General features: G+C 53.9%; 36 protein-coding genes. All 36 read right to left on the minus strand.

Annotation, left to right across the window (positions count from 1 at the left end):
- Window positions 1-3: 3 nt before the first annotated feature.
- The 36 genes from pstA to rpsJ all read right to left on the minus strand — a co-directional run bounded on the left by pstA (window position 4) and on the right by rpsJ (window position 22,082).
- The gene (gene pstA, locus PLD04_11300) at window positions 4-1,524 is read right to left on the minus strand and encodes a phosphate ABC transporter permease PstA (GenBank protein HXK68920.1); all 1,521 of its coding nucleotides are present in this window, start codon (window positions 1,522-1,524) and stop codon (window positions 4-6) included.
- On the minus strand, window positions 1,521-3,647 hold the full coding sequence (locus tag PLD04_11305) for an ABC transporter permease subunit (GenBank protein ID HXK68921.1): 2,127 nt from the start codon (window positions 3,645-3,647) through the stop codon (window positions 1,521-1,523). The genes pstA and PLD04_11305 overlap by 4 nt, the downstream gene beginning before the upstream one ends.
- Window positions 3,648-4,607 (minus strand): phosphate ABC transporter substrate-binding protein PstS family protein, encoded by a 960-nt coding sequence (locus PLD04_11310; GenBank protein ID HXK68922.1) that lies wholly within the window; start codon window positions 4,605-4,607, stop codon window positions 3,648-3,650.
- Window positions 4,608-4,625: 18 nt separating this feature from the next.
- Window positions 4,626-5,822, minus strand: coding sequence for a porin (locus PLD04_11315; GenBank protein ID HXK68923.1), 1,197 nt, complete (start codon window positions 5,820-5,822; stop codon window positions 4,626-4,628).
- A gap of 107 nt (window positions 5,823-5,929) precedes the next feature.
- Window positions 5,930-7,126: a porin gene (locus PLD04_11320; GenBank protein ID HXK68924.1), complete on the minus strand. Its 1,197-nt coding sequence runs from the start codon at window positions 7,124-7,126 to the stop codon at window positions 5,930-5,932.
- A gap of 139 nt (window positions 7,127-7,265) precedes the next feature.
- Window positions 7,266-7,652 carry a 50S ribosomal protein L17 gene (rplQ, locus tag PLD04_11325; protein HXK68925.1) on the minus strand — a complete coding sequence of 129 codons (387 nt, stop codon included), beginning with the start codon at window positions 7,650-7,652 and terminating at the stop codon, window positions 7,266-7,268.
- A 2-nt stretch (window positions 7,653-7,654) separates the two neighbouring features.
- Window positions 7,655-8,650: a DNA-directed RNA polymerase subunit alpha gene (locus PLD04_11330; protein HXK68926.1), complete on the minus strand. Its 996-nt coding sequence runs from the start codon at window positions 8,648-8,650 to the stop codon at window positions 7,655-7,657.
- 9 nt (window positions 8,651-8,659) lie between these two features.
- Window positions 8,660-9,286, minus strand: a complete 627-nt coding sequence (gene rpsD, locus PLD04_11335; GenBank protein ID HXK68927.1) for a 30S ribosomal protein S4 — start codon at window positions 9,284-9,286, stop codon at window positions 8,660-8,662.
- A gap of 9 nt (window positions 9,287-9,295) precedes the next feature.
- Window positions 9,296-9,697, minus strand: a complete 402-nt coding sequence (gene rpsK, locus PLD04_11340; GenBank protein ID HXK68928.1) for a 30S ribosomal protein S11 — start codon at window positions 9,695-9,697, stop codon at window positions 9,296-9,298.
- An 8-nt stretch (window positions 9,698-9,705) separates the two neighbouring features.
- Window positions 9,706-10,089, minus strand: coding sequence for a 30S ribosomal protein S13 (gene rpsM / locus PLD04_11345; protein HXK68929.1), 384 nt, complete (start codon window positions 10,087-10,089; stop codon window positions 9,706-9,708).
- Window positions 10,090-10,101: 12 nt separating this feature from the next.
- The gene (rpmJ, locus tag PLD04_11350; GenBank protein HXK68930.1) at window positions 10,102-10,215 is read right to left on the minus strand and encodes a 50S ribosomal protein L36; all 114 of its coding nucleotides are present in this window, start codon (window positions 10,213-10,215) and stop codon (window positions 10,102-10,104) included.
- Between the two features lie 9 nt (window positions 10,216-10,224).
- Window positions 10,225-10,443, minus strand: coding sequence for a translation initiation factor IF-1 (gene infA, locus PLD04_11355; protein HXK68931.1), 219 nt, complete (start codon window positions 10,441-10,443; stop codon window positions 10,225-10,227).
- Between the two features lie 2 nt (window positions 10,444-10,445).
- Window positions 10,446-11,228, minus strand: a complete 783-nt coding sequence (gene map, locus PLD04_11360) for a type I methionyl aminopeptidase (protein ID HXK68932.1) — start codon at window positions 11,226-11,228, stop codon at window positions 10,446-10,448.
- A complete protein-coding gene (locus PLD04_11365; protein ID HXK68933.1) occupies window positions 11,228-11,884 on the minus strand; it encodes an adenylate kinase in 657 nt (218 codons plus the stop codon). Before PLD04_11365 ends, map begins: the two co-directional genes overlap by 1 nt.
- The gene (gene secY / locus PLD04_11370; GenBank protein ID HXK68934.1) at window positions 11,884-13,266 is read right to left on the minus strand and encodes a preprotein translocase subunit SecY; all 1,383 of its coding nucleotides are present in this window, start codon (window positions 13,264-13,266) and stop codon (window positions 11,884-11,886) included. The genes PLD04_11365 and secY overlap by 1 nt, the downstream gene beginning before the upstream one ends.
- Window positions 13,263-13,706, minus strand: coding sequence for a 50S ribosomal protein L15 (gene rplO / locus PLD04_11375; GenBank protein HXK68935.1), 444 nt, complete (start codon window positions 13,704-13,706; stop codon window positions 13,263-13,265). Before rplO ends, secY begins: the two co-directional genes overlap by 4 nt.
- Complete coding sequence (rpmD, locus tag PLD04_11380; GenBank protein ID HXK68936.1) at window positions 13,703-13,921, minus strand: 50S ribosomal protein L30; 219 nt, start codon at window positions 13,919-13,921, stop codon at window positions 13,703-13,705. The genes rplO and rpmD overlap by 4 nt, the downstream gene beginning before the upstream one ends.
- Window positions 13,914-14,417, minus strand: a complete 504-nt coding sequence (rpsE, locus tag PLD04_11385; protein ID HXK68937.1) for a 30S ribosomal protein S5 — start codon at window positions 14,415-14,417, stop codon at window positions 13,914-13,916. The genes rpmD and rpsE overlap by 8 nt, the downstream gene beginning before the upstream one ends.
- A 15-nt stretch (window positions 14,418-14,432) precedes the next feature.
- The gene (gene rplR / locus PLD04_11390; GenBank protein ID HXK68938.1) at window positions 14,433-14,801 is read right to left on the minus strand and encodes a 50S ribosomal protein L18; all 369 of its coding nucleotides are present in this window, start codon (window positions 14,799-14,801) and stop codon (window positions 14,433-14,435) included.
- Window positions 14,802-14,804: 3 nt separating this feature from the next.
- Window positions 14,805-15,350 carry a 50S ribosomal protein L6 gene (rplF, locus tag PLD04_11395; GenBank protein ID HXK68939.1) on the minus strand — a complete coding sequence of 182 codons (546 nt, stop codon included), beginning with the start codon at window positions 15,348-15,350 and terminating at the stop codon, window positions 14,805-14,807.
- Window positions 15,351-15,361: 11 nt separating this feature from the next.
- Entirely contained in the window at window positions 15,362-15,760 is a 399-nt protein-coding gene (gene rpsH / locus PLD04_11400; protein HXK68940.1) for a 30S ribosomal protein S8, read from the minus strand.
- Window positions 15,761-15,771: 11 nt separating this feature from the next.
- A complete protein-coding gene (locus tag PLD04_11405) occupies window positions 15,772-15,957 on the minus strand; it encodes a type Z 30S ribosomal protein S14 (protein HXK68941.1) in 186 nt (61 codons plus the stop codon).
- A 9-nt stretch (window positions 15,958-15,966) separates the two neighbouring features.
- A complete protein-coding gene (gene rplE / locus PLD04_11410) occupies window positions 15,967-16,515 on the minus strand; it encodes a 50S ribosomal protein L5 (GenBank protein ID HXK68942.1) in 549 nt (182 codons plus the stop codon).
- Window positions 16,512-16,838 (minus strand): 50S ribosomal protein L24, encoded by a 327-nt coding sequence (gene rplX / locus PLD04_11415; GenBank protein ID HXK68943.1) that lies wholly within the window; start codon window positions 16,836-16,838, stop codon window positions 16,512-16,514. The genes rplE and rplX overlap by 4 nt, the downstream gene beginning before the upstream one ends.
- Complete coding sequence (gene rplN, locus PLD04_11420) at window positions 16,838-17,209, minus strand: 50S ribosomal protein L14 (protein ID HXK68944.1); 372 nt, start codon at window positions 17,207-17,209, stop codon at window positions 16,838-16,840. The genes rplX and rplN overlap by 1 nt, the downstream gene beginning before the upstream one ends.
- The gene (gene rpsQ, locus PLD04_11425) at window positions 17,206-17,466 is read right to left on the minus strand and encodes a 30S ribosomal protein S17 (GenBank protein HXK68945.1); all 261 of its coding nucleotides are present in this window, start codon (window positions 17,464-17,466) and stop codon (window positions 17,206-17,208) included. The genes rplN and rpsQ overlap by 4 nt, the downstream gene beginning before the upstream one ends.
- Window positions 17,456-17,650 (minus strand): 50S ribosomal protein L29, encoded by a 195-nt coding sequence (rpmC, locus tag PLD04_11430; GenBank protein ID HXK68946.1) that lies wholly within the window; start codon window positions 17,648-17,650, stop codon window positions 17,456-17,458. The genes rpsQ and rpmC overlap by 11 nt, the downstream gene beginning before the upstream one ends.
- Window positions 17,650-18,072, minus strand: coding sequence for a 50S ribosomal protein L16 (gene rplP / locus PLD04_11435; GenBank protein ID HXK68947.1), 423 nt, complete (start codon window positions 18,070-18,072; stop codon window positions 17,650-17,652). The genes rpmC and rplP overlap by 1 nt, the downstream gene beginning before the upstream one ends.
- An 11-nt stretch (window positions 18,073-18,083) precedes the next feature.
- A complete protein-coding gene (gene rpsC, locus PLD04_11440; GenBank protein HXK68948.1) occupies window positions 18,084-18,728 on the minus strand; it encodes a 30S ribosomal protein S3 in 645 nt (214 codons plus the stop codon).
- Window positions 18,729-18,736: 8 nt separating this feature from the next.
- On the minus strand, window positions 18,737-19,072 hold the full coding sequence (gene rplV, locus PLD04_11445; protein ID HXK68949.1) for a 50S ribosomal protein L22: 336 nt from the start codon (window positions 19,070-19,072) through the stop codon (window positions 18,737-18,739).
- A gap of 10 nt (window positions 19,073-19,082) precedes the next feature.
- Window positions 19,083-19,367: a 30S ribosomal protein S19 gene (gene rpsS, locus PLD04_11450; protein ID HXK68950.1), complete on the minus strand. Its 285-nt coding sequence runs from the start codon at window positions 19,365-19,367 to the stop codon at window positions 19,083-19,085.
- A 7-nt stretch (window positions 19,368-19,374) separates the two neighbouring features.
- Window positions 19,375-20,199 (minus strand): 50S ribosomal protein L2, encoded by an 825-nt coding sequence (gene rplB, locus PLD04_11455; protein HXK68951.1) that lies wholly within the window; start codon window positions 20,197-20,199, stop codon window positions 19,375-19,377.
- Between the two features lie 2 nt (window positions 20,200-20,201).
- On the minus strand, window positions 20,202-20,495 hold the full coding sequence (gene rplW / locus PLD04_11460) for a 50S ribosomal protein L23 (GenBank protein HXK68952.1): 294 nt from the start codon (window positions 20,493-20,495) through the stop codon (window positions 20,202-20,204).
- Window positions 20,492-21,121, minus strand: coding sequence for a 50S ribosomal protein L4 (gene rplD / locus PLD04_11465; GenBank protein ID HXK68953.1), 630 nt, complete (start codon window positions 21,119-21,121; stop codon window positions 20,492-20,494). Before rplD ends, rplW begins: the two co-directional genes overlap by 4 nt.
- The gene (gene rplC / locus PLD04_11470; GenBank protein HXK68954.1) at window positions 21,114-21,752 is read right to left on the minus strand and encodes a 50S ribosomal protein L3; all 639 of its coding nucleotides are present in this window, start codon (window positions 21,750-21,752) and stop codon (window positions 21,114-21,116) included. The genes rplD and rplC overlap by 8 nt, the downstream gene beginning before the upstream one ends.
- A gap of 3 nt (window positions 21,753-21,755) precedes the next feature.
- Window positions 21,756-22,082 (minus strand): 30S ribosomal protein S10, encoded by a 327-nt coding sequence (gene rpsJ, locus PLD04_11475; protein HXK68955.1) that lies wholly within the window; start codon window positions 22,080-22,082, stop codon window positions 21,756-21,758.
- Between the last annotated feature and the right edge of the window lie 62 nt (window positions 22,083-22,144).

The following is a 22,144-nucleotide window of genomic DNA, read 5'->3' on the forward strand; positions in this document are numbered from 1 at the left end:
GAATCAGACTCCGCTTCGCATGAATTTTTTCCGGAGACGGTTCCGGATAATGATGGCCACCAGGTTGAGGGCAAACACGACCATGAGAAGAAGAAGGGTCGTGGTAAAAACCATCGGCCGGGCAGCTTCCACGTTGGGAGATTGAAACCCGACATCGTAAATATGAAACCCCAGGTGCATGAACTTTCGATCCAGATGAAGGAAGGGAGCCGTAAGATCGAGGGGAAGGCTCGGGGCACTCTTCACCACCCCGGTGAGCATGAGGGGGGCAACCTCTCCCGCGGCCCGGGATATGGCCAGGATCAATCCGGTCAGCATTCCCGGCATCGCGTTGGGGATCACGACATCACGGATCACCTCCCACTTCGTGGCGCCCAGGGCGAAAGCACCCTCCCGGTACATTTCGGGAACGGCCTGGAGCCCTTCCAGTGAAGCCACAATGACCACCGGGAGCGTAAGGACTGCAAGGGTCATCGAGGCCCAGAGAATCCCTCCCGTGCCCAGGGTCGGCGTGGGGAGACGATCGGCAAAGAAAAAGGTATCAAGGGTGCCGCCGACGGTGTAGATGAAGAACCCGAGGCCGAACACGCCAAAGACGATCGAAGGCACACCCGCCAGATTGAAGATCGTAATCCGGATCAGGCGAAGGATGATCCCTTCCCGGGCATATTCGTGGAGGTAGACCGAGGCGATGACACCGAAGGGAAAGACCAGAATGCTCATGAGGAAAACCAGGAGAACGGTCCCATAGAGCGCAGGAAAGACACCGCCTTCCGTGTTGGATTCTCTCGGATTGGTGAACATAAAGGCAAATCCGCGGGAAAAGAAGAGCCCTGTTTTTGAAAAAAAGCCCATTGAATTGGGTTGATAGGCATGAAGAATATCAAAAAGGCGAAGTTCGCGGGTCTGTCCGTCCGACAGCTTCAGAGAGACATGCCGTGCAAAAGCGGTTTTTCTCATGTCCTCCAGAGTGGCCAGATCGGTATCGTACTGCTTCTGCAGGGATGCTACCCGTTCTTTTAGTTTGGGATCATCGCTCCGGCCGATCTTCCGGTTCAGTTCCGCGATCGTATCGTTCAGCTCGACCAGCTTTTCCCGCTCATAGTGCTCAATCGTGCTTCGCTCCTTATGCATCTCCCTCATACCCCGTTTCAGATCCGCAAAGGAAATACCCTCCAGATAGCCGTATGCGTTTCCCCATTCCAGGCGCTCCAGGAGGACCGCGTCTTCCGGCCTGGTCGTCTTCCGGATCGTGTCCTCATCGATCCAGGTAAAATCCTGGCTGTTGACTTCCCGGTTCCCGATCTTGACCCGCAGCTGATGGGTGTCTTTCTCGAAAACCTGTTTTCTCTCGTGGACTTCTCCCATAAGCGAGGTCCCATTGGATAAATCAAACCGTTCAATGGGCTTGGGCCAGAAGTTGGGGATTCCGTTGAAAATGACGATCGCAAAGACACCCAGGACCATAAGGAGAATGACCATCAGGCCTGTAGCCAGCAGGTAGGTCATGGACTTTTCCTTCATTGTCCCATCCTCTTCTTCATCGACTGACGGATCAGGTCAGCAACGGAGTTGATGACCAGTGTAAAGAGCAGTAGCAGGAGAGCCGTGAGAAAGAGGATCCGGTAGGGGCTTCCTCCTACCGGGGCCTCGGGCAGCTCGACGGCAATATTGGCCGAGAAGGTCCGGAACCCGTTGAAGGGTGACATGGACAATACCGGCGTGTTTCCCGTCGCCATGAGAACGATCATGGTCTCCCCCACCGCTCGCCCAAGGCCGATCATGGCCGCCGAAAAAACCCCGGATCTGGCCGCCTTCAGAACAACTCCCGTAGCGGTCTGGTACCGGGAGAGGCCCAGGGCCAGGGACCCGGCAACGATTTCCCTGGGAACAAAGGAGAAGGCATCCTCCGCAAGGGAGAAGATAATGGGAATCACGGCAAATCCCATGGCAAATCCCACGACAATGGCGTTTCGCTGGTCGTAGGGGGTATGGAGAGTCTCAAAGATGTACTGTCGGAAATCACCCTGAAAGAGAAGATGATCAATCATGGGTGAGGCCTTCACGCAAATCCAGAAAATCACGACCATCACGGGGATCAGCGTCAGGATTTCCCACTTGAAGGTATCCTGACCGGTCCTGAAGATCCATCGGTCTGCAAGGAGGGTGAAGCTCACCGTGGCCAGAGGAACAACCAGGAGCCCCAGAAGGACACCCGGCAGGATCTGCTCCAGAAGAGGCGCGAGCCAGAGACCGGCGAGAAACCCGATAATGACGGAGGGCAGTCCGGCCATGATTTCCACAACGGGCTTGATGTATCGATGCATGTCAGGGTGGAGAAACTGATTCATGAAGAGGGCACCCGTCAGGGCCAGCGGAAGGGCAAAGATCATTGCGTACAGGGTACCCTTCAGGGTTCCGAGGATCAGCGGAATGAGAGAAAACTTCGATTCAAAATCGTTGCTTCCCCCTGTGGATTGCCAGACATATTGGGGCGAATCGTATCCCTCGTACCACACCTTTCCGAAGAGCGTTTTCAAAGAGACTTCGGGGTGAGGGTTTTCGATGGAATAGAAGATCCTGGGGTTCAGGTACCCAGCAATCAGGTTGCCCTTCGGGTTCAGCGTGTACTGATTTCCAGGGGTTCCTTCCATGAGTAATTTTCGTTGTTCGGTTGTGGAATAATATAGTCCCAGGTTCCCCTTCGAATCCCATGCGACAAAGGAACGATCCCGATTGGAGAAGGAAAACCCGGCGATGGATGCCTTCATCGAGGGGAGATCGTGGATCTTGATAAACTTCCGCCCTTCATCGGTGGAGGCCTGAGACCAGACCTGGATCGATCCGTCCGATCCTCCCAGGCAGATCCCTCTTCCGCCGATTAACTGTCCCATGACCGTCAGGGGATTGGGACCCTGAAAGGCCGAGCGCGGCGAACCCGTCAGTTCATACTGCCCGAGCATTCCCGAGACCGTTCCGACGATCAGGGTATCATCCGGATAGAAGAGCATTCCGACCACAGGTTCGGGTAGATCGATGGACGCATGATCTTCGACCACTTCCCCGGATCCGAAGAGGCTCTGTTTCACCTTCCGATTCAGGATCTGAACCTGCCTCCCTGAACTCACGGCTAGGGTGTAGGTGTCCGACGAAAGAGATGAAATAGCCACCGTTGAAACGGATTCCATTGGGAGATCGAGAGAGGTCAGGATTCGCACATCTCCACCGCTCTCCATACCCGAGTCAGGATCCCGGGAGAAGGTAAACGACAGGCCATATAATCGGTTTGCCGAGGTGTAGGCCAGGCCATGATCATGATAGGCAACCGTTTCCACCGGACCAGGAAGGGACCATTCCGAGCGGAGATCTCCCGATTTAGAATCGGTGAGCGTAACAAGACCGCTTTGGAAGAGGACAAGAAGAAGGGAACCATCTTCTGAAATCAGGCAATGGACGGCGGGATCATCGTCATTCCCGGGAACCGTCCAGGTTTTTTCTACCTTTGCCTGTTCAAAGAGTGGGAAAACCTCCTTAAACAGGAATCCCAGCATGAGAAGGATGATGAGGATCACGGAAATACCGCCCACGGTAAAAACACCGTGGGCGGTGAGGTTTCGAAAAATCCTCTTTTTGGAAATTGATCCCATCTAGTTCAGCTTATCGAGCTGTTCCCTGGCCACCGTGGCAGGAAGAGGGATATACCCGTCTTTCACGACAATCTTCTGGCCCTCATAGCTGAGGACGAACTTCAGGAATTCCTTGATCAGGGGATCGACACCCTTTTTGGGCCTCTGGTTGATGTTGAGGTAAAGGGCCCGGGCTAGGGGGTAGGTACCGTTGATCGCGTTGTCCATGGTGGGCTCCACATAGGGCTCCCCCATCTTTTTGGAGAGAGGAAGGGCACGGACACCGGAGGTTTTATACCCGATGCCGGAATATCCGATGGCGTAGAGGTCCTTCTCGACTCCCTGGACAACCGAAGCGCTGCCGGGCTGTTCCTTCACGGTATCCTTGTAGTCACCCTTGCACAGGGTATGTTCCTTGAAGTAGCCGTAGGTTCCGGAGGCGGAGTTACGTCCGTAGAGTGAAATGGGCTTATTCACCCAGGAGCCGGAGAGACCAATCTGGTTCCAGGTTGTAATATCTTTGTTCATTCCGCAGCTGCGGGTCTTGGAGAAAATCGCGTCCAGCTGTTCCATGGCAAGACCGTCAATTGGGTTGTCCTTGTTGACGTAGACGGCAAGGGTGTCGATGGCGATCGAGAGTGTCGTAGGCTTGTATCCGAACTTGTTTACGAAGGCATCGATTTCCTTGTCTTTCATCGTGCGGGACATCGGGCCGATCTGGGATGTGCCTTCGATGAGGGCCGGAGGCGCAGTCGAAGAACCTTTTCCTTCAATCTGGCACTTCACAGAGGGGTAGATCTTGGAGAAGTCTTCACACCAGTAGGTCATCAGGTTAAGAAGCGTGTCCGATCCTACGGAGGAGAGGTTCCCCGAGATGCCGGATACCTTCTGGTAATGGGGCAGGTTGGAGTCAACTTCCACACCGGCAAAGGCGAGGGAGGCAACCAGGACCAGGGAGAGAATCAGTGTCAATCTTTTCATTGTTTATCTCCTTCCCGATTAGAAGTCAATCTGGAAACGCATCATGAAGGCATCCACGTTGCCGACGTCGGTCACGTCCGCGGTGACGTAGTTCCACATGAAACGCACGTTGGGGTTGAGATACCAGTTCAGCGCGAGGGTGAGGTTATCCTCTTCTCCGCCAGAAATGGGGCCGTCCGTGAGGTCGATCCCGGAATAACGCAGGGCGACTTCCCAGGCGCCGGCACCGCCGCCTGGCGTGAAGTTCTGAGAGGGGCTGACGCGGTCAAAGGCGCCCTTTTTGTAGTGGCGGCTTTCACCGGTGAAAAAGTAGCTGGCAAAGACGTAGTACCCTGTAAAGTCCACGGAGCCGCCGTCGATCAGATCGGCGGAGGCCATCATGTATTCGCCCTGGACCGAGAAGGGTCCCTGGACAAGCGCGATTTCCGTGCCGATCCCATCGTATCCGTCCGCATCCATCGCATGGGTGTCCACGAGGCGCGAAGGCATCAGGTGCATTTCCGGCCTCGCACGAATGCGGAGGGAATCCCCGGCGGGTTCGCGGGATGTGTAGGCCAGACCGAGGTGGAGAAGGCTGCGGCCTTCGTCCCTGTAATAGACCGTACCGGCGATACGGCCCGTGTAGGCCCAGACACTCTCGGACACGTTGTCGGAGGGAATCCCGTAATCATCGGCATCCTTGAAGATACCGAACCCCCAGCTGAACCGGTTGTCATTCTTCAAAAGAGCAAAGCCGACGTTGCGGCTCGGCGCAAAGGCTTCGATCGGCATGGCCCGTTCCAGGAAGGTGAGGTACTTGGAGGAGGTCAGCTCTTCCAGTCCAAAGGGCTCCTTGAAATGACCAATGCGCAGGCCGGCATGGCCAACGACATTCTTGAGTCCCAGGTAGACATCCTTGAAATCGGCGTCGCCGCCCGCAAAGTCATACTGGGCCTTGAACTCGATGTTTCCGTATAGTGTTCCGGCGATGTAAAGACGGGCGCGGCGGAACTCATGGCCGTCTTCCAGCTTTCCGGTCTTGGCCTCGATATCGTCGTCGGCGGAAAAGAAGGTCCAGTCACTCTGGAGCCGTCCACCGACCTTCAGCTCGAAGGCCTTGTCTTTGCTTGAAAACTTTAATCCCTTGTCGAATTTGGCGGAAAGTTCAGTTCCCCCCGCCAGGAGCGACCCGGCCATCAGGATAACGGCGGGCAGACCTATGAACCACTTCTTCATACAAACCTCCTTGGTTATTTCGTTCATAGTGCATCTTACGGGTCGGGAATTAAGAGAATATTAAGTTTTTGTTAAGATTCTGTTAATTTTCCAGGCCGGTCCCGTCTCTAAAAGTCAACGTGAAACCGCATCATGAAAGCGTCCACCGTGCCCACATCCGTCACATCGGCATTCACGTAGTTCAACATGAGACGGGTGTTGGGATTGAGGTACCAGTTAAGTGCCAGGGTAAGGTTGTCTTCCTTGCCTCCCGACACCGGCCCATCATTCAGGTCCATGCTGGAGTACCGGAGAGCCACTTCCCAGGCTCCGGATCCACCGCCGGGAGTGAAGTTCTGCGCGGGGCTGACGCGGTCAAACGATCCCTTTCTGTAGGGGCGACTCTCGCCTGTGAGGAAATAGCTTACAAAAACGTAGTAACCGGTAAAGTCAACGGAATCCCCATCCATCAGATCGACGGAAGCAAGCATGTACTCTCCCTGCATTGAAAAGGGACCCTGGACCAATGCGATTTCGGTACCGAGTACGTCAAAGCCGTCGGCGTTCATGGCGTGAGTATCCACGAGGCGGGACGGCATCAGGTGGATCTCCGGACGGGTGCGGATCCGCACGGAATCCCCTGCCGGTTCGCGGGACGTGTAGGCCAGACCCAGATGGAGCAGGCTCTTTCCCTCATCCTTATCGTACAAAGTACCGGCCACTCTTCCGGTTACCGCCCAGGTACTCTCGGACACGTTGTCAGCCGGTGTACCGTAATCATCCGCGTCCTTGAAGATACCCACGCCATAGGTAAAGCGGTTGTCTGCCTGATGAAGCATGAAACCGACATTTCTGGAGGGCACAAAGGCTTCGATGGGCATCGCCCGCTCCAGGAAGGTAATATAGTTATCCGATGTCTGCTCTTCCAGGCTGAAGGGTTCCTTGAAGTGACCGATGCGCAGACCCGCATGACCAAATACCTTTTTAAGGCCGAGGTAGACATCCTTGAAATCGGCATCGCCGCCTGCAAAGTCGTATTCCGCCTTGAATTCAATATTACCGTACATGGTGCCGGCAATCGTCAGGTAGGCCCGCCGAAATTCCGACCCATCTTCCAAGTTTCCTGAAATTTCCTCCACGGATTGATCCGCCGAGAAGAAGGTCCAGTCATTCTGGAGACGCCCCCCGATCTTCAGCTCAAACGATTTGTCTTCGCTGGTCAGCTTCAGACCCCTGTCCCAGGAAACGGTCAGGTCCTGGCCTCCGGCCATCATCAGGCCGGAAAGGAAAATAACCTGTGCAAAGAAGATACAGAAATGTTTCATTACCCCCTCCATAGAATAGAATATTTCAAACCGTGATAAGTCTCGCTCGGAATTGTTAAGATCAGGTTAAGAATATCCATATAAACAAAAAGGGCGGCCATAGCCGCCCTGTAGAAAGCAAAATCTGTTGGATTTCGTATTACTTTTCCTTCTTTTCCTTGACTTTAAAGGTGTAGTCGACAAGCTGAAGAATCGCCATTTCCGCTCCGTCGCCCTTCCGGGGACCGATTTTAAGAATTCGGGTGTATCCGCCGGCTCGGTCCACAAACCTGGGAGCCACTTCGTCGAAGAGACGCTTTACGATCTGGCGATCGGGTATATCCCTGCGTACGATACGGCGAGCATGCAGACTGTCTTTCTTACCCCAGGTAATCATGCGTTCGGCCAGCCTGCGGAGTTCCTTGGCCTGGGGAAGGGTCAGAACGATACGTTCGTGCTTGAAAAAACTCTGCAGCTGGTTGCGGAAGAGTGCCTTACGGTGCTCTGTGGTTCGGCCCAGCTTCCGGCCTGCCATGTTGTGTCTCATGGTTATGCCTCCTCCGTATCGGGGGCGCCCGTAAGGGTAATTCCCATTTCCTTCAGGGCACGAATAATTTCACTCACCGATTTCTTACCAAAATTCTCCGTCTTCAGGAGCTCCGGATAAGTAAGTCGGGTAAGGTCTTCGATGACAAATATTTTGGCTTTTTTGAGGTTGTTGATGATGCGTGAGGGAATATCCAGTTCTTCCACGGAACGGGTCATGAGAGCTTCCGTTTCGTCGACCACTTCGGTCTCAACGACAGGAGGAGCATGACCAGCAGAACCGGTTTCACCTTCAAGCAGAGCCTCGGGAGCACCGGAAAAGATGTCCATGTGGGATTTCAGCAACGAGGATGCCATCTGCACCGTTTCCGCGGGCTCGAACGTGCCGTTGGTCCATACTTCGAGAACCAGCTTGTCATAGGTCGATATGCGTCCCACACGTGCGGGAAAAATCTGGAAGTTGACCTTTGTCACGGGAGAGTGGATCGAATCGATCGGCAGAAAACCGATATCCAGATCCTCTTCCCGGTTGTTTTCTGCAGGAATATACCCTCGACCCATACGCACCCGAAGCCACATTTCAATCTCGCCGTCCTCATCGAGGGTGGCAAGATGGATATCGGGATTCAGAATTTCGACGTCCTGATCGGTCTCGATGTCGCCTGACACGAGAGCGCCGGGACCCGATTTCTTCACGTAGAGCGTTTTTGGCGTTTCCGAATGCATCCGGACAGGAATCGATTTGACGTTCAGAAGAATCTGCGTCACGTCTTCCTTTACGCCGGGAAGAGTGGAAAACTCATGCATCGCTCCATGAATCTTGACATTCGTAAATGCCGCGCCTTCGATGGAAGAGAGAAGGATGCGTCGCATCGCATTCCCCACGGTGATTCCCCAGCCGCGCTCAAAGGGCTGAGCCCAGAACTTTCCATAGGTCGTGGAGAGTGTCTCCTTATCGACATTCAATGCAGCCGGCATTTGAAAGATTCCACTGGTCATAAGGCCCCCTTACTTCGAGTAAAGTTCGACGATGAACTGTTCCTGAATGGGGAGCTGAACATCTTCCCGGGTTGGAAGTGCAACTACACGCCCGGTGAAGGTATTCTCGTCGAGTTCAAGCCAGGCTGGAATTCCCCTGGCGTGAGCGGTTTCCACACATTCCTGTACATGGATGTTCTTGAGAGCCTTTTCCTTCAAAGTGATTTCATGCCCCACCTTGACGAGAAAGGAAGGAATGTCAACCTTGTGTCCATTCACACAGACATGCCCATGACCTACGAGCTGGCGAGCCGCTGCGCGGGATGCAGCGTACCCCAGCCGGTACACGGCGTTATCCAGTCTCCGTTCAAGCATCTGGAGAAGGTTTTCGCCGGTTACCCCCTTCATTCGGGAGGCTTTCAGGAATGTCAGATGAAACTGGGCTTCCAGGAGGCCATAAATGCTTCGGACCTTCTGCTTTTCACGCAGACGCAGGCCATAGCCGATAAGTTTCCTCTGGCGCTGACCGTGCTGCCCGGGAGCATAATTGCGGCGTTCGATGGCACACTTTTCTTTAAAACACCGATCTCCCTTGAGGAAAAGCTTCATACCCTCTCGGCGGCAGATTCGGCAAACGGGTTCTCTGTAGCGAGCCAAAATGTCCTCCTACACTCTTCTCTTTTTCGCGGGACGGCATCCATTATGGGGAATGGGCGTTACGTCCTTGATTGACTTGATTTCGATTCCACTGGCCTGAAGGGCGCGCAGCGCACTTTCACGACCGGTTCCGGGACCCTTTACCTTCACGTCCACGGAACGGACATTGTAGTCCTTGGAGCGTTGAACACAATCCTGCGCGGCCATCTGCGCCGCAAAGGGGGTACCTTTTCGGGAACCCTTGAAGCCGACCTTACCGCCGCTGGACCAGCAAAGTACATGACCCTCCTGGTCGGTAAGGGTGACCACGGTATTGTTAAACGTGGAGGAAATGTGGGCCACCGCATGGGGGATGGCAACTTTTTCCCGACGCCGTGTCTTCTTCTCTGTCTTTTTCTTGCCGCGTGCCATGGTCTACCTCACTTCTTTCCGGGTTTCTTCTTGCCCGCAACGGCATGACGCCTTGGACCCTTACGGGTGCGGGAATTCGTGTGCGTTCGCTGTCCACGCGTCGGAAGGCCGACACGGTGACGAATACCGCGGTAGCTGCCGATATCTTCGAGTCGCTTGATGTTCATGGCGATTTCCTTGCGGAGATCTCCTTCGATTCCGCCAAGCTCCTGGATAACCTTTCGGATCCGCTGGACTTCATCCTCGGAAAGATCCTTAACCTTAATGCCCTGGTCAACGCGGGCCGTTTCCAGAATCTTTCCCGATCGGGTACGGCCAATGCCGTAAATATAGGTCAGCGCGACTTCGACCCGTTTATTGGGGGGCAGTTCAATACCGGCGATACGAGCCACAGAATTCCTCCTTTAACCCTGCTTCTGCTTATGCTTCGGATTATCACAGATAACCCGGACTACGCCTCTACGGCGAATAATCTTGCAGTTATTACAAATTCTCTTGACTGAAGCGCGAACTTTCATACTTCCTCCCTACTTGTATCGGTAGATGATTCTCCCCCTAGACAGATCGTAGGGAGTGATCTCTACCAGGACTTTATCTCCAGGCAGAATGCGGATGAAGTGTTTCCGCATCTTTCCAGAGACATGAGCCAGAATCTTATGTTTGTTCTCGAGCTCTACCCGGAACATACCGTTCGGGAGAACTTCGATCACGGCACCGACGACTTCGAGAGTATCTTCTTTACCCATGGTCAGAAACCCGGCCTGCCCAGAACCCTGGGGTTCCCGTTGGTTACGGCCACTGAATACTCGAAATGAGCCGATAGTTTACCATCAAATGTGCGTGCTGTCCAGCCGTCTTCATCGACCTTGACCCTGTAATCCCCTTCGCACACCATCGGTTCGATAGCAAGAACCAGACCTTCGGTGAGAGGCATCCCATGTCCCCGCCGCCCAAAATTGGGCACCTGCGGCGGTTCATGGAGATTCAACCCGATACCGTGTCCCACAAAATCCCTTACAACACTGTAACCCATGGGTTCAACGGTAGACTGCACTGCATATCCGATATCCCCGAGTGTATTTCCGACCACGCAGGAATCAACGGCAGTCTTGAGGGATTTCAGGGTACCGTCCATCAGGTGCCTGGCTCGAGAAGAAACCTTTCCGAGGGGGACAGTCAGTGCGGCGTCACCAAAATAACCTCTGTGGTAGACACCGAAATCAATGGAGAGAATATCCCCGTCCCTCAAAACCCGGTGAGCGGAAGGGATTCCGTGCACAATTTCATCATTTATGGACAGGCATAAACAGGCGGGAAATCCGCTGTACCCTTTAAATGCAGGGGTGACCTCTTCAGTCTTGCAGTAACGTTCCGCAACCTGTTCCAGATCCATCGTTGTCATTCCGGGTTCCGCCATCGCCGCAAGCTGAGAGAGAAGCCGATGGACATAACCATTGGCCTCATCCAGAATTTCGATTTCCCGGGCGGATTTCATAATGGCCCGATCGAAGGGTTTGGGTGCCAGGGACATCAGGCCTCCTTCCCTACGATGACGGAAATCTGATTGAAGATAGCATCTGGAGTCCCCATGCCGATGATATGGCGCAGGATCCCGATCTTTCGATAGTAATCCACCAGCGGTTCCGTCTGCTCCCGGTACACCTTCATCCGGTTGCGAATCACATCTTCCTGGTCGTCGCTGCGGTGAACCAGGGTCGCTCCACACTCATCACAGATTCCATCCTGTCTGGGTGGTTTGGAATCGAGATGGAAGATCGCGCCGCATTGTCCACAAACCCGTCTCCGTGTGAGGCGGCGAACGATCTCTTCTTCCGGGACATCCAGGAAAATGGCATAGGTAAGGGCTTTCCCATAGCTGGCGAGCATATCCGTCAAGGCTCTGGCCTGTGCAAGGTTTCTGGGAAAGCCATCCAGAATGAAACCATTCTCACAATCGGGACCGGTAAGCGTTTCTTCCACCATGGAAAGAATGATCTCATCGGACACCAGAAGCCCCTGATCCATAAAGGACTTCGCCTTCATTCCCAGGGAGGTTCCGGCCTTTACGTTCGCGCGGAGCATATCTCCTGTGGAAATGGAGGGAACCGAAAGCAGTTCAGCCATCTGGTTTGCCTGCGTTCCCTTCCCGGATCCGGGAGCTCCGAGCAAAACAATACTGGAGGTCATCAGCCCCGTCTCCCTTTCAGACGGACCCGGCTCATGAATCCCTCATAGTGGCGCATGATCAGCTGGGCTTCGATCTGCTGGAGCGTGTCCATTGCGACACCAACCACGATCAGAAGACTGGTACCACCGAAGTAAAATTTGATTCCCATACCTTCGGTGAACCATTGCGGGAGCATATTGTCCAGGGCGGGGCCAATCCCGGGGATGGTGGCAACCTTAAAGCCCGTCAACATGAACTCCGGAAGGATGGCCACCGCTGCCAGATAGAAGGCGCCCACAAATGTAATCCTGGAAAGTACACGGTCAATATACTCGGCCGTGTTTTTCCCCGGGCGTATCCCGGGGATAAATCCACCGTATTTTTTAAGGTTATCGGCGGTGTCCACGGGGTTGAAAATAATCGATGTATAAAAGAAGCAGAAGAATACGATCGCCACAACGTACACCAGGTTATACAGGGGTTCGCCCCACTGAAGCATCTGGGAGATCTTCTGCATCCACGGGTGTTTGATAAACTGGGCCAGCGTCGCAGGAAATTGAATTATCGATGCGGCGAAGATGATGGGGATAACGCCGCCGGTGTTCAGACGCAGGGGAAGATAGGTGTTCTGGCCGCCATACACCTTGCGACCGACAACTCTTTTTGCGTACTGAACCGGAATCCTTCGCTGGGCTCTCTCCATATAGATGATCGCTGCAACGATCACGACCATGAAGATAAGGAGAAGCAGAAGCTTGAAAATGGACATCTGACCGGTGCGGATATCCTGGAATGTCTGGATAATGGCACCTGGGATGCCGACGATGATGCCGGCGTAAATAATCAGGGAGATACCATTTCCAATCCCGCGTTCGGTAATCTGTTCCCCCAGCCACATGATGAAGGCTGTTCCGGTGGTCAGGGTCAGAATCGTCATCAGCAAAAAGCCGATTCCGCCGTCGGGAACCAGGGGAAGTCCGGAAGGAGCGCTCTGGCTTTTCAGGAAGAGAGCAATACCCCAGGACTGGACGATCGATATCAGGATGGTACCGTATCGGGTGTACTGTGTAATCTTTCGGCGTCCCATCTCCCCTTCCTTGGAAAGCTTCTCCAGGTAGGGCCAGACGACCGTCAGAAGCTGAAGGATAATGGACGCACTGATGTAAGGCATGATTCCCAGGGAAAAGATCGTCATCTTGCTCATTGCGCCGCCGGAAAAGATGTTGAGCAACCCAAGGACGGTTCCCTGAAACTGCTTAAAAAATTCCTGCAGTGCAACCGGATCGATTCCCGGTGTCGGGATAACCGCACCGATTCGGTAGACAGCCAGAAGGAGAAGCGAATAGAAAATCCGCTTTCTGAGATCCGGGATAACGAAGATATTCCTTACGCTTTCGATCACTGAATGACCTCGATCTTGCCTCCGGCGTCTTCAATCTTCTTCTTCGCCTCGGCGGAAAAGTAGTGCGCGGTGACTGTGAGTTCCTTCTTCAACTCTCCACGGGCCAGAATCTTAATACCGTCTCCATATTTTCGGATCAGTTTTTCGCGCTTCAGCAATTCCGGCGTAATCGTCGTACCTTTTCGGAACCGGTTCAGATCTTCCACATTGACAACCTGGATATCTTTTTTAAAGATATTCGTGAATCCCCGCTTGGGAACCCGGCGGATCAGGGGCATCTGTCCACCTTCAAATCCAATACGGCGAGAGTATCCACTGCGGGACTTCTGCCCCTTGTGACCGCGTCCAGCCGTCTTTCCCGTGCCCGAACCCGGGCCGCGGCCAATTCTCTTTTTCTGTTTCGTTGCTCCCCTGGAGGGAGTCAGATCATGGAGGTTCATCTTCCATCTCCTTCAACAATCTGGACGAGATGCTTTACCTTGAAGACCATGCCGCGAACGGAAGGCGTATCTTCGACTTCCACAACGTGGCCGATCCTTCTAAGGCCTAGCCCGCGGACCGATTCCCGCATCGGCTCAGGACAGCCGATGATGGAACGAACCTGCCGGACTTTGATAACTTTTTTAGTCGGGGTGCTGGCGGACTTCTTAGCCATTGGACACCTCGGCGGTTTTTTCCGCTTTCATGCCGCGCAGCTGCATGACCTGTTCCTTACTGCGCAGCTGTTCCAGCCCGGCAAAGGTTGCGCGGATGACGTTGATCGGATTGGAACTCCCGATACACTTCGTCAGGATATCCTTGACACCCAGGGCCTCCAGAACCGCACGGACGGAACTACCGGCAATAACGCCTGTTCCGGGTCGGGCCGGTTTCATGAGAACGCGGGCAGCCTTGTATTCTCCGATTACTTCATGGGGGATGGTCGTTCCATCCATGGGAACGGTCTTCACGGTACGCTTGGCCGCTTCCAGTGCCTTACGGATGGCGGAAGGAACTTCCCGGGCTTTCCCGAGACCAAACCCCACACGACCATCCCCGTCACCGGCAACCACAAGTGCGCTGAACCGGAAATTCTTACCACCCTTGACAACCTTGGCGACTCGATTGATGAAGACGACCTGGTCGATCCAATCCTGTGCTTCTTGCTCCATCATGATCCTTCCCCCTTAAAAATTGATGCCCGCTTCGCGGACTGCGTCGGCCAGAGCCTTCACTCGACCGTGATAGCGGAACCCACCCCGGTCAAAGACGACTGCGTTGACTCCCTTTTCCTTGAGGCGGCCACCCAGTACTGTTCCGACGGCCTTGGCGGCGGAAACATTTCCACCGTAGGCAACCTGGGACTTCACCTCAGGGTCCATGGTTGAGCAGGCCAGAAGGGTTTTTCCCGTGGTGTCATCAATGACCTGCGCGTAAATGTTTTTAAGACTGCGATAGACGCAAAGCCTTGGACGTTCTTCTGAACCGGACACCCGGGTCCGAATACGACTATGAATGCGAATTCTGGCAATGCGTTTGTTCTTAATCCTGTCCATATCTTAGGCTCCTGCTTTTCCGACTTTCTTTCGGATCACTTCATCCGAATAGCGGATTCCCTTGCCCTTATAAGCATCCGGGGGTCTCAGCTCACGGATATTTCTGGCTACCTGCCCCACTCTCTGCTTGTCGATTCCGGAAACAGAAATCACGTTCTGCTTTGGATCCACTTCAACCGTGATGTCTTCCGGCACTGGGAAATTGATGGTGTGAGAAAATCCGAGCTGAAGTACAAGATCCCTGTCCTTCAGTTCAGACTTGAATCCAACGCCTTCGATAACCAGCTTGCGGGTAAAACCAGTCGACACTCCGGTTACTGAATTGGCAATCAGCGCACGGAGAAGGCCGTGATAGGCACGGGATTGACGGTCATCCCGGGAGCGGGTCACCTGAAGGACCTTGCTGTTCTCAACCAGCTCCACCTTCGTGTTGGGCATGATCTGATGAAACATCTTTCCCTTCGGGCCCTGGATCTCAACGAGATCCTTTCCGATCGTAACCGTGACCCCGGAGGGAATCTGAATGGGCTTCTTTCCAATACGGGACATGAGACAACCTCCTACCAGACTTCACAGAGGAGCTCACCGCCGACTCCCATCTCGCGGGCCTTCCTGTCGGAAAGCACACCCCTGGAAGTCGAAATGATGCAGAGCCCCATTCCATTGAGGATTACGGGAATATCGTTGGCACCTCTGTATACCCTGCGCCCGGGTTTGGAGACCCGTTGAAGATGACGGATCACCGGTTTCCCCTCCTCATCGTACTTGAGCGTAATGTTGAGGAGCTGACGTTTGTCCTGCTCCACAAATTTGTAGTTGCGAATGTATCCTTCTTCCTTCAGGATTTTGGCAATGTTCATTTTGATGTTGGAAGAAGGCACACTCAACTCACCATGGGACGCCATGTGGGCGTTCCGGATCATGGTAAGGAAATCGGCAATGGGGTCAGTTTGAGACATGGATTCCTCTCCTACCAGGAAGCCTTGACCACACCGGGAATCTCTCCCCTGAGGGCAAGCTCTCTGAAACAGATTCGACAGATTTCAAACTTTCGATAGTAGGCACGCGGACGACCGCAAAGGCGGCAACGATTCCGATAACGGATCTTGAATTTCAGTTTTTTTCGTTCCTTGGCCCTTTTCGCTAAAGTTGCCATGATCTCTCCTTACTTTGCAAAGGGCATGCCCAGCTGCTTGAGCAGGGCAAACGCCTTTTCATCGTCCTCAGCCGAGGTCACGATCGTAATATTCATACCTTTTGTCTGCGTGATCTTGGAATAATCGATTTCGGGGAAAATCAGCTCATCCCGGATACCCAGGTTGTAGTTTCCCCGTCCATCGAAGCTCTTCCGGCTCACACCGCGAAAATCCCTGACTCGAGGAAGGGCGATATTGAGGAGACGATCCAGAAAATCCCACATCTTCGAACCCCGGAGAGTCACCTTGATCCCCACCTTCATTCCCTGACGAAGCTTAAAGTTCGCGATCGACTTTTTGGCCTGCGTAATCTTGGGTCTCTGACCCGCGATCATCGCAAGCTCTTCGAAAGCTTCATCGATGATTTTACCGTCACGCGTGCCTTCTCCAAGGCCCATGTTAATAACGACCTTTTCGATTTTAGGCACTGCCATGATGTTGGCAATCTTAAACTCTTCCTGCAAAGCGGGAAGAATTGTATCCTTATAGGTTTCCTTCAATCTGGGTAAATAGCTCATGACCGATCCAAGACCCCCTGACACTTTTTGCAGGATCTAACCTTCTGACCGTCTTCTAAAATCCTGAATTCTACACGGGTACGTCCACCGCAGTCGGGGCAAATCACTCTCACGTTCGCGATGGGAAGGGGAGCTTCCCGCTCTACGATTCCACCCTGGATGTTCTTCTGCGGGTTTGGACGCGTGTGACGCTTAATAAAATTGATCTTCTCCACGATTACCTTGTCTTCCCCTTCAAGGACGCGAAGGACCTTGCCGGTCTTTCCGCGGTCCCGTCCAGTGGTGACATAGACCGTGTCGTTTTTCTTCACCTTAAGAGACATCACAGCACCTCCGGGGCAAGAGAAACGATCTTCATAAATCTTTTTTCCCGGAGTTCCCGGGCCACAGGACCGAAAACACGCGTGCCGATCGGCTCTCGATCGTTATTAATCAGAACGGCGGCATTATCATCGAAACGGATGTACGTGCCGTCTTTCCGGCGTACTTCACGGCGCGTCCTCACGATCACAGCCTTCACAACCTGGCCCTTTTTTACGGGACTGTTCGGAATGGCTTCCTTGACTGAGGCCGTTATGATATCGCCAACCCGGGCGTAGCGGCCGGCGGCGGACCCCCCCAGCTTGGTAATGGCCATGATCTTCTTCGCACCGGAATTATCCGCTACCAGAAGCTTGGTCTGCATCTGAATCATGGCTGGACCTCCCTGGCCTGTTCAAGCACTTTGCTGATCCGCCAGCGTTTCCGCTTGGAGAGAGGACGGGTTTCAAGGATCAGGACCTTGTCACCGACATTGCACTGATTGGTTTCGTCGTGAGCCATGAATCGTTTGGATCGCCGAATGTACTTCTTATACTGCGGGTGAAGCATGATGTGATCCACACGAACGACCACGGTCTTATCCATCGCCGTGGATACTACGGTTCCGACCTTACCGCCTTTACTTGCCACGGTTCACCTCCTGAAGCACCGTTTTCAGACGGGCATAATCCTTCTGGACATGGCTGAGCTTTGCGGGATTTTCCAGCTTCCCCGTCGCCTTCTGGAGGCGCAGCTTGAACAACTGGTCCAGCAATTCTTTCTCTTTCAACTGCAGCTCATCACTTGACATATCTCGAAACTGGGAGGCTTTCATCAGAGAACCTCCTCGCCCGTTCGCGTTACAAACCTGCATCGAATCGGAAGCTTGTGACCGGCCAGACGGCAGGCTTCGCGGGCCACGTCCATCGGCATTCCCTCCATCTCGTAGAGGATTTTGCCGGGCTTCACGACCGCAACCCACTCTTCCACGTTCGCTTTTCCCTTACCCATACGGGTTTCCAGCGGCTTCTTGGTCACCGGTTTGTCGGGAAACACGCGGATCCAGATCTTTCCTCCGCGCTTTACGTGGCGGGTAATGGCGATACGGGCAGCCTCGATCTGCCGGGCGGTAATCCACGCCGGCTCCAGGGCCTGCAAACCGTATTCCCCAAAATCCACGGTGGAACCACGCTGGGCCTTCCCGCACATGCGTCCACGCTGTTGTTTTCTGTACTTGACCTTTTTCGGCATCAACATGGTTCTATCTCCTAAATCCTGCGGAACTTCTGTTTATACTGGTCACCCTTATAGATCCAGACTTTCACGCCAATCACACCATAGGTCGTGTTGGCTTCGGCAAATCCATAATCGATATTCGCCTTCAGCGTCTGAAGGGGGAGACGGCCTTCCTGGTACCAGACATCCCTGGCGATTTCCGCCCCGTTCAGGCGGCCGCCGACCTTGATCTTGACGCCCAGAGCACCAAAGCGAAAGGAGGATTCGATGGCCCGCTTCATGGCCCGCCGGTAGGCAACACGGCGTTCCAGACGGTTGGCAATATTTTCGGCAACAAGCTGAGCTTCAATTTCCGGCCTCTGGATTTCCTGAATATTAATATATACCGGTCGGTCCAGGCGCTTCTGAAGTTCATCCCGGAGCTTATCCACTTCGGCTCCCTTTTTCCCGATAATGATGCCCGGACGTGCGGTCAGAATGTCGATCTTGACCTGATTTCCCGTCCGTTCAATCTCGATATCCGAGACGGAAGCGTGAGAAAGCCGCTTTTTCAGGGCTTTGCGAAGCTGTAAATCCTCATGGAAAAACTTCGAATAATCGCGCCACTCATACCAGCGAGAGCGCCAGGGCTTGTTGTACCCGATTCGAAAACCGTAAGGGTGAGTTTTCTGACCCATCGTTCCTCCTACTCCTCTTTCGATCCCAGTTCGATCCAGACATGGCAGAGACGGTGCAGAATGCCATGGGCTCTTCCGAAAGGAACCGGCTGAAAACGCTTCAATCGCGGGGCATCCCCCACCATGACGTTGCGCACATAGAGCTTGCTGATGTCTGTGACACCATCATTGTTTTCCGCATTTGCGACGGCAGAATGCAAAAGCTTCATAATAGCGCTGGCGGGGCGTTTCTTCGTAAAATTGAGAATCTGTTCCGCTTCCTCAACCTGCTTTCCCCGAATAAGGTCCGCAACAAGGCGAACTTTCTGGGGAGAACTGCGATAGAACTTTAATGTTGCTTTCATATCGCCCTCCTCAGAGCTTGCCGCCCTTTTCGGCTTTCTTACCGCTGTGTCCACGGAAAGTACGGGTCACTGCAAATTCACCGAGCTTGTGACCCACCATATTTTCCGTGATAAAGACGGGGATAAACTTGCGTCCATTGTGGATAGCGATCGTATGTCCGACCATTTCAGGAATAACGGTGGAGCGCCGCGACCAGGTCTTCACAAGTTTCTTTTCCTTCTTTTCGTTCAGCACATCGATCTTTTTCATAAGATGTGCGTCGATGAAGGGTCCTTTTTTCAATGATCGTGCCATGGCCTCCTCACTTTCTCCTTCGGACGATATACTTATCGGAGAGATTCCGCTTTTTGCGTGTCTTGTAGCCCTTGGTGGGTTTACCCCACGGCGTCACGGGGTGGCGACCACCTGAGGTACGGCCTTCGCCGCCTCCCAGAGGGTGATCCACCGGGTTCATGGCCACACCGCGGACATGCGGACGACGCCCCATCCATCGGGAGCGGCCCGCCTTTCCAAGGGTAAGATTCTCATGTTCCAGGTTTCCAACCTGTCCGATGGTCGCGTAGCAATCATTCAGGACCATTCGGATTTCACCGCTGGGAAGGCGCAGGTGCACATATCGGCCTTCCTTTGCAAGAATCTGGGAACCGGCTCCGGCAGACCGGGCCATCTGTCCACCCTTTCCCGGCTTCAGTTCGATGTTGTGAACGATCGTTCCCAGGGGGATCTTTTTCAGGGGAAGCGCGTTTCCCGGATTGATTTCCGCTGCTTCGCCGGCCATGATCTTATCGCCCACCTTCAGGCCAACCGGGGAAAGGATATAGCGCTTCTCTCCATCAGCATAGTGAAGAAGAGCGATATGCGCTGAACGGTTGGGATCGTATTCGATCGAGGCGACCTTTGCCGGTACATCCCTCTTGTCTCTGCGAAAATCGATAGCACGATAGCGACGCTTGTGTCCACCGCCTCGCCACCAGATCGTGGTTCGGCCCTTGGAATTACGCCCACCTGTACTGGATTTCCCCTTGGTCAGAGGCTTGCACGGACGGTCAGTCGTGACCTCCGCGTAATCATGTACCATGAAAAACCGTCGGCCGGGTGTGGTGGGTTTGAACTTAATAATCGCCATGGTCACACCCCTTCAAAGAATTCAATGGGTTTCTGGCCCGGGGCAAGTCGAACGTATGCTTTCTTCCAGTTGGGGGACTTGCCCTCAAAGCGGCCCCAGCGTTTGAGCTTGCCGCGCTGGGTAACGATCTTAACGTCAACCACTCTCACGTTGAAGAGGACCTCAATCGCCTTGCGGACCTCAATCTTGTTGGCCCTCCGGTCAATCTCGAAGCACATCGTGTTGGAGGTTTCCTTCAAAAGGGTACTCTTTTCCGTAAGGATAGGACGGATGATGATCTGCTGGGGGTGCCTCATGGTTTCAGGACCTCCGTGACTTTCTGGATCGCCGGTTTGGAGAAGATAACCTTCCGGTGACCGACCACGTCATAGGTGTTCAGCGTATCGACATGGACAAAGTCAACCTTTGGAAGGTTCCGCGATGCCAGAAAAAGATTACGATTATCCGCAATGGAGTCGACGAAAAGAACACCGCTCTGCACGGACAGTTTGTTCATTCGGTTTCGAAGTTCCTTCGTCTTATGCTCATTGAGCTCCAGTGTATCCAGAACGATCAGGTCGTTATCCCTGAACCTCTGAGACAGCGCCATGCGAAGGGCAAGCCGCTTCTGCTTCTTGTTCATTTTCAGGGAATAATCTCTGGGACGGGGACCGTGAACGGTGCCTCCCTTTCTCCAGAGGGGCGACCGGATGCTGCCCATTCGGGCGCGGCCGGTACCCTTTTGCCGCCAGAGCTTTTTTCCGGATCCGGCGACTTCCGCTCTTGTCTTTGTGGAGGCGGTTCCCTGTCGCTGGTTCGCCCGGTAGACCCGGATGTACTCCCAGAGAAGATGGCGCCGCAGAGGAACGCTGAAAATCTCTTCCGGAAGCTCGAGCTCTTCAACGGGCTCGAAATCCCAGTTATGTACGGTAACTTTAACCATGGGTCTCCCCCTTCAGGGAGGATTTCACGAAAACATAACCCCGCCGGGGGCCGGGTACGGCGCCCCGTATGAAGATAAGGTTGTTCTCGACATCGACTTTCACGATCTTTAAATTTTTCACGGTGACGCGCTCATTTCCCATCCGGCCGCCCATCCGCATGCCCTTCCAGACCCTCGAAGGGTAGGAAGATGCACCGATGGATCCGGGAGCTCTGTGGAACATTGAGCCGTGCGTTGCGGCTCCACCGCGGAAGTTGTGGCGCTTCATGACACCCTGGAAACCTTTACCCTTGGAGGTTGCCACGACATCAACCCATTCTTCTTCACCAAACTCGCTGACCGTGATCTGTTCTCCCACACTGCGGGAAGTCTTATCATTCAGGCGCAGTTCCATAAGCCTTCGAACTGCCGGTCCATCCGCCTTGGCAAGGTGTCCCTTGAAGGGTCGGGTCTGGTTCTTTTCCTTTACACGCTCGATCATGCCGAACTGAATGGCTTCGTATCCGTCGGTGGCCTGGGTTTTCACCTGCGTGATCACGTTGGGAGCAGCGTGGATCACCGTGACGGGAATCAGGCGCTCTTCGGTGAAGATCTGCGTCATGCCCAGCTTGCGTCCAATAATCCCTTTCATGACTTATCCCTTCTGCTGTTTCGTCGCCTTGATCTCCACGTGCACGCCTGCAGGCAGCTGGAGCTTCATAAGTGCGTCCAGTGTCTGGGGGCTCGGCTCAAGGATGTCCAGGAGTCGCTTGTGTGTCTTCATCTCAAACTGCTCACGACTCTTCTTGTCGATGTTAGAGGCCCTGTTAACCGTAAATCGTGAAATTTGGGTCGGCAGGGGGATGGGTCCCGAGACCTTGGCTCCGGTTCGCTTCACAGTGTCCACGATTTCGGAAGCCGACTGATCTAGGAGGCGATAGTCAAAAGCTTTTAGCCTGATGCGAATCTTTCCGCTGTCCATGATTCCCCCTACTCGATGATTTCGGTAACGGTACCGGCACCGACGGTACGGCCGCCTTCACG

It is taken from the genome of Thermoanaerobaculia bacterium (assembly GCA_035593605.1).
In the GTDB taxonomy this organism is placed as follows: domain Bacteria; phylum Acidobacteriota; class Thermoanaerobaculia; order UBA2201; family DAOSWS01; genus DAOSWS01.

Coding starts and splice junctions, on each gene's coding strand:
- rplO (HXK68935.1), bottom strand. CDS start 13,706: ATGAACCTCCATGATCTGACTCCCTCCAGGGGAGCAACGAAACAGAAA.
- rplE (HXK68942.1), bottom strand. CDS start 16,515: ATGAGCTATTTACCCAGATTGAAGGAAACCTATAAGGATACAATTCTT.
- rpmJ (HXK68930.1), bottom strand. CDS start 10,215: ATGAAAGTTCGCGCTTCAGTCAAGAGAATTTGTAATAACTGCAAGATT.
- rpsJ (HXK68955.1), bottom strand. CDS start 22,082: ATGGACAGCGGAAAGATTCGCATCAGGCTAAAAGCTTTTGACTATCGC.
- PLD04_11315 (HXK68923.1), bottom strand. CDS start 5,822: ATGAAGAAGTGGTTCATAGGTCTGCCCGCCGTTATCCTGATGGCCGGG.
- rpsS (HXK68950.1), bottom strand. CDS start 19,367: ATGGCACGATCATTGAAAAAAGGACCCTTCATCGACGCACATCTTATG.
- rplF (HXK68939.1), bottom strand. CDS start 15,350: ATGTCCCGTATTGGAAAGAAGCCCATTCAGATTCCCTCCGGGGTCACG.
- map (HXK68932.1), bottom strand. CDS start 11,228: ATGTCCCTGGCACCCAAACCCTTCGATCGGGCCATTATGAAATCCGCC.
- PLD04_11320 (HXK68924.1), bottom strand. CDS start 7,126: ATGAAACATTTCTGTATCTTCTTTGCACAGGTTATTTTCCTTTCCGGC.
- rplV (HXK68949.1), bottom strand. CDS start 19,072: ATGAAAGCAACATTAAAGTTCTATCGCAGTTCTCCCCAGAAAGTTCGC.
- PLD04_11365 (HXK68933.1), bottom strand. CDS start 11,884: ATGACCTCCAGTATTGTTTTGCTCGGAGCTCCCGGATCCGGGAAGGGA.
- rplW (HXK68952.1), bottom strand. CDS start 20,495: ATGAGGCACCCCCAGCAGATCATCATCCGTCCTATCCTTACGGAAAAG.
- rpsE (HXK68937.1), bottom strand. CDS start 14,417: ATGGAGCAAGAAGCACAGGATTGGATCGACCAGGTCGTCTTCATCAAT.
- rpmC (HXK68946.1), bottom strand. CDS start 17,650: ATGAAAGCCTCCCAGTTTCGAGATATGTCAAGTGATGAGCTGCAGTTG.
- rplB (HXK68951.1), bottom strand. CDS start 20,199: ATGGCGATTATTAAGTTCAAACCCACCACACCCGGCCGACGGTTTTTC.
- rplQ (HXK68925.1), bottom strand. CDS start 7,652: ATGAGACACAACATGGCAGGCCGGAAGCTGGGCCGAACCACAGAGCAC.
- rplP (HXK68947.1), bottom strand. CDS start 18,072: ATGTTGATGCCGAAAAAGGTCAAGTACAGAAAACAACAGCGTGGACGC.
- rplD (HXK68953.1), bottom strand. CDS start 21,121: ATGGTTAAAGTTACCGTACATAACTGGGATTTCGAGCCCGTTGAAGAG.
- PLD04_11310 (HXK68922.1), bottom strand. CDS start 4,607: ATGAAAAGATTGACACTGATTCTCTCCCTGGTCCTGGTTGCCTCCCTC.
- rplC (HXK68954.1), bottom strand. CDS start 21,752: ATGAAAGGGATTATTGGACGCAAGCTGGGCATGACGCAGATCTTCACC.
- PLD04_11405 (HXK68941.1), bottom strand. CDS start 15,957: ATGGCAACTTTAGCGAAAAGGGCCAAGGAACGAAAAAAACTGAAATTC.
- rplX (HXK68943.1), bottom strand. CDS start 16,838: ATGTCTCTTAAGGTGAAGAAAAACGACACGGTCTATGTCACCACTGGA.
- rpsC (HXK68948.1), bottom strand. CDS start 18,728: ATGGGTCAGAAAACTCACCCTTACGGTTTTCGAATCGGGTACAACAAG.
- rplN (HXK68944.1), bottom strand. CDS start 17,209: ATGATTCAGATGCAGACCAAGCTTCTGGTAGCGGATAATTCCGGTGCG.
- pstA (HXK68920.1), bottom strand. CDS start 1,524: ATGAAGGAAAAGTCCATGACCTACCTGCTGGCTACAGGCCTGATGGTC.
- rpsH (HXK68940.1), bottom strand. CDS start 15,760: ATGTCTCAAACTGACCCCATTGCCGATTTCCTTACCATGATCCGGAAC.
- rpmD (HXK68936.1), bottom strand. CDS start 13,921: ATGGCTAAGAAGTCCGCCAGCACCCCGACTAAAAAAGTTATCAAAGTC.
- PLD04_11305 (HXK68921.1), bottom strand. CDS start 3,647: ATGGGATCAATTTCCAAAAAGAGGATTTTTCGAAACCTCACCGCCCAC.
- rpsK (HXK68928.1), bottom strand. CDS start 9,697: ATGGCACGCGGCAAGAAAAAGACAGAGAAGAAGACACGGCGTCGGGAA.
- infA (HXK68931.1), bottom strand. CDS start 10,443: ATGGGTAAAGAAGATACTCTCGAAGTCGTCGGTGCCGTGATCGAAGTT.
- rplR (HXK68938.1), bottom strand. CDS start 14,801: ATGGACAGGATTAAGAACAAACGCATTGCCAGAATTCGCATTCATAGT.
- PLD04_11330 (HXK68926.1), bottom strand. CDS start 8,650: ATGACCAGTGGAATCTTTCAAATGCCGGCTGCATTGAATGTCGATAAG.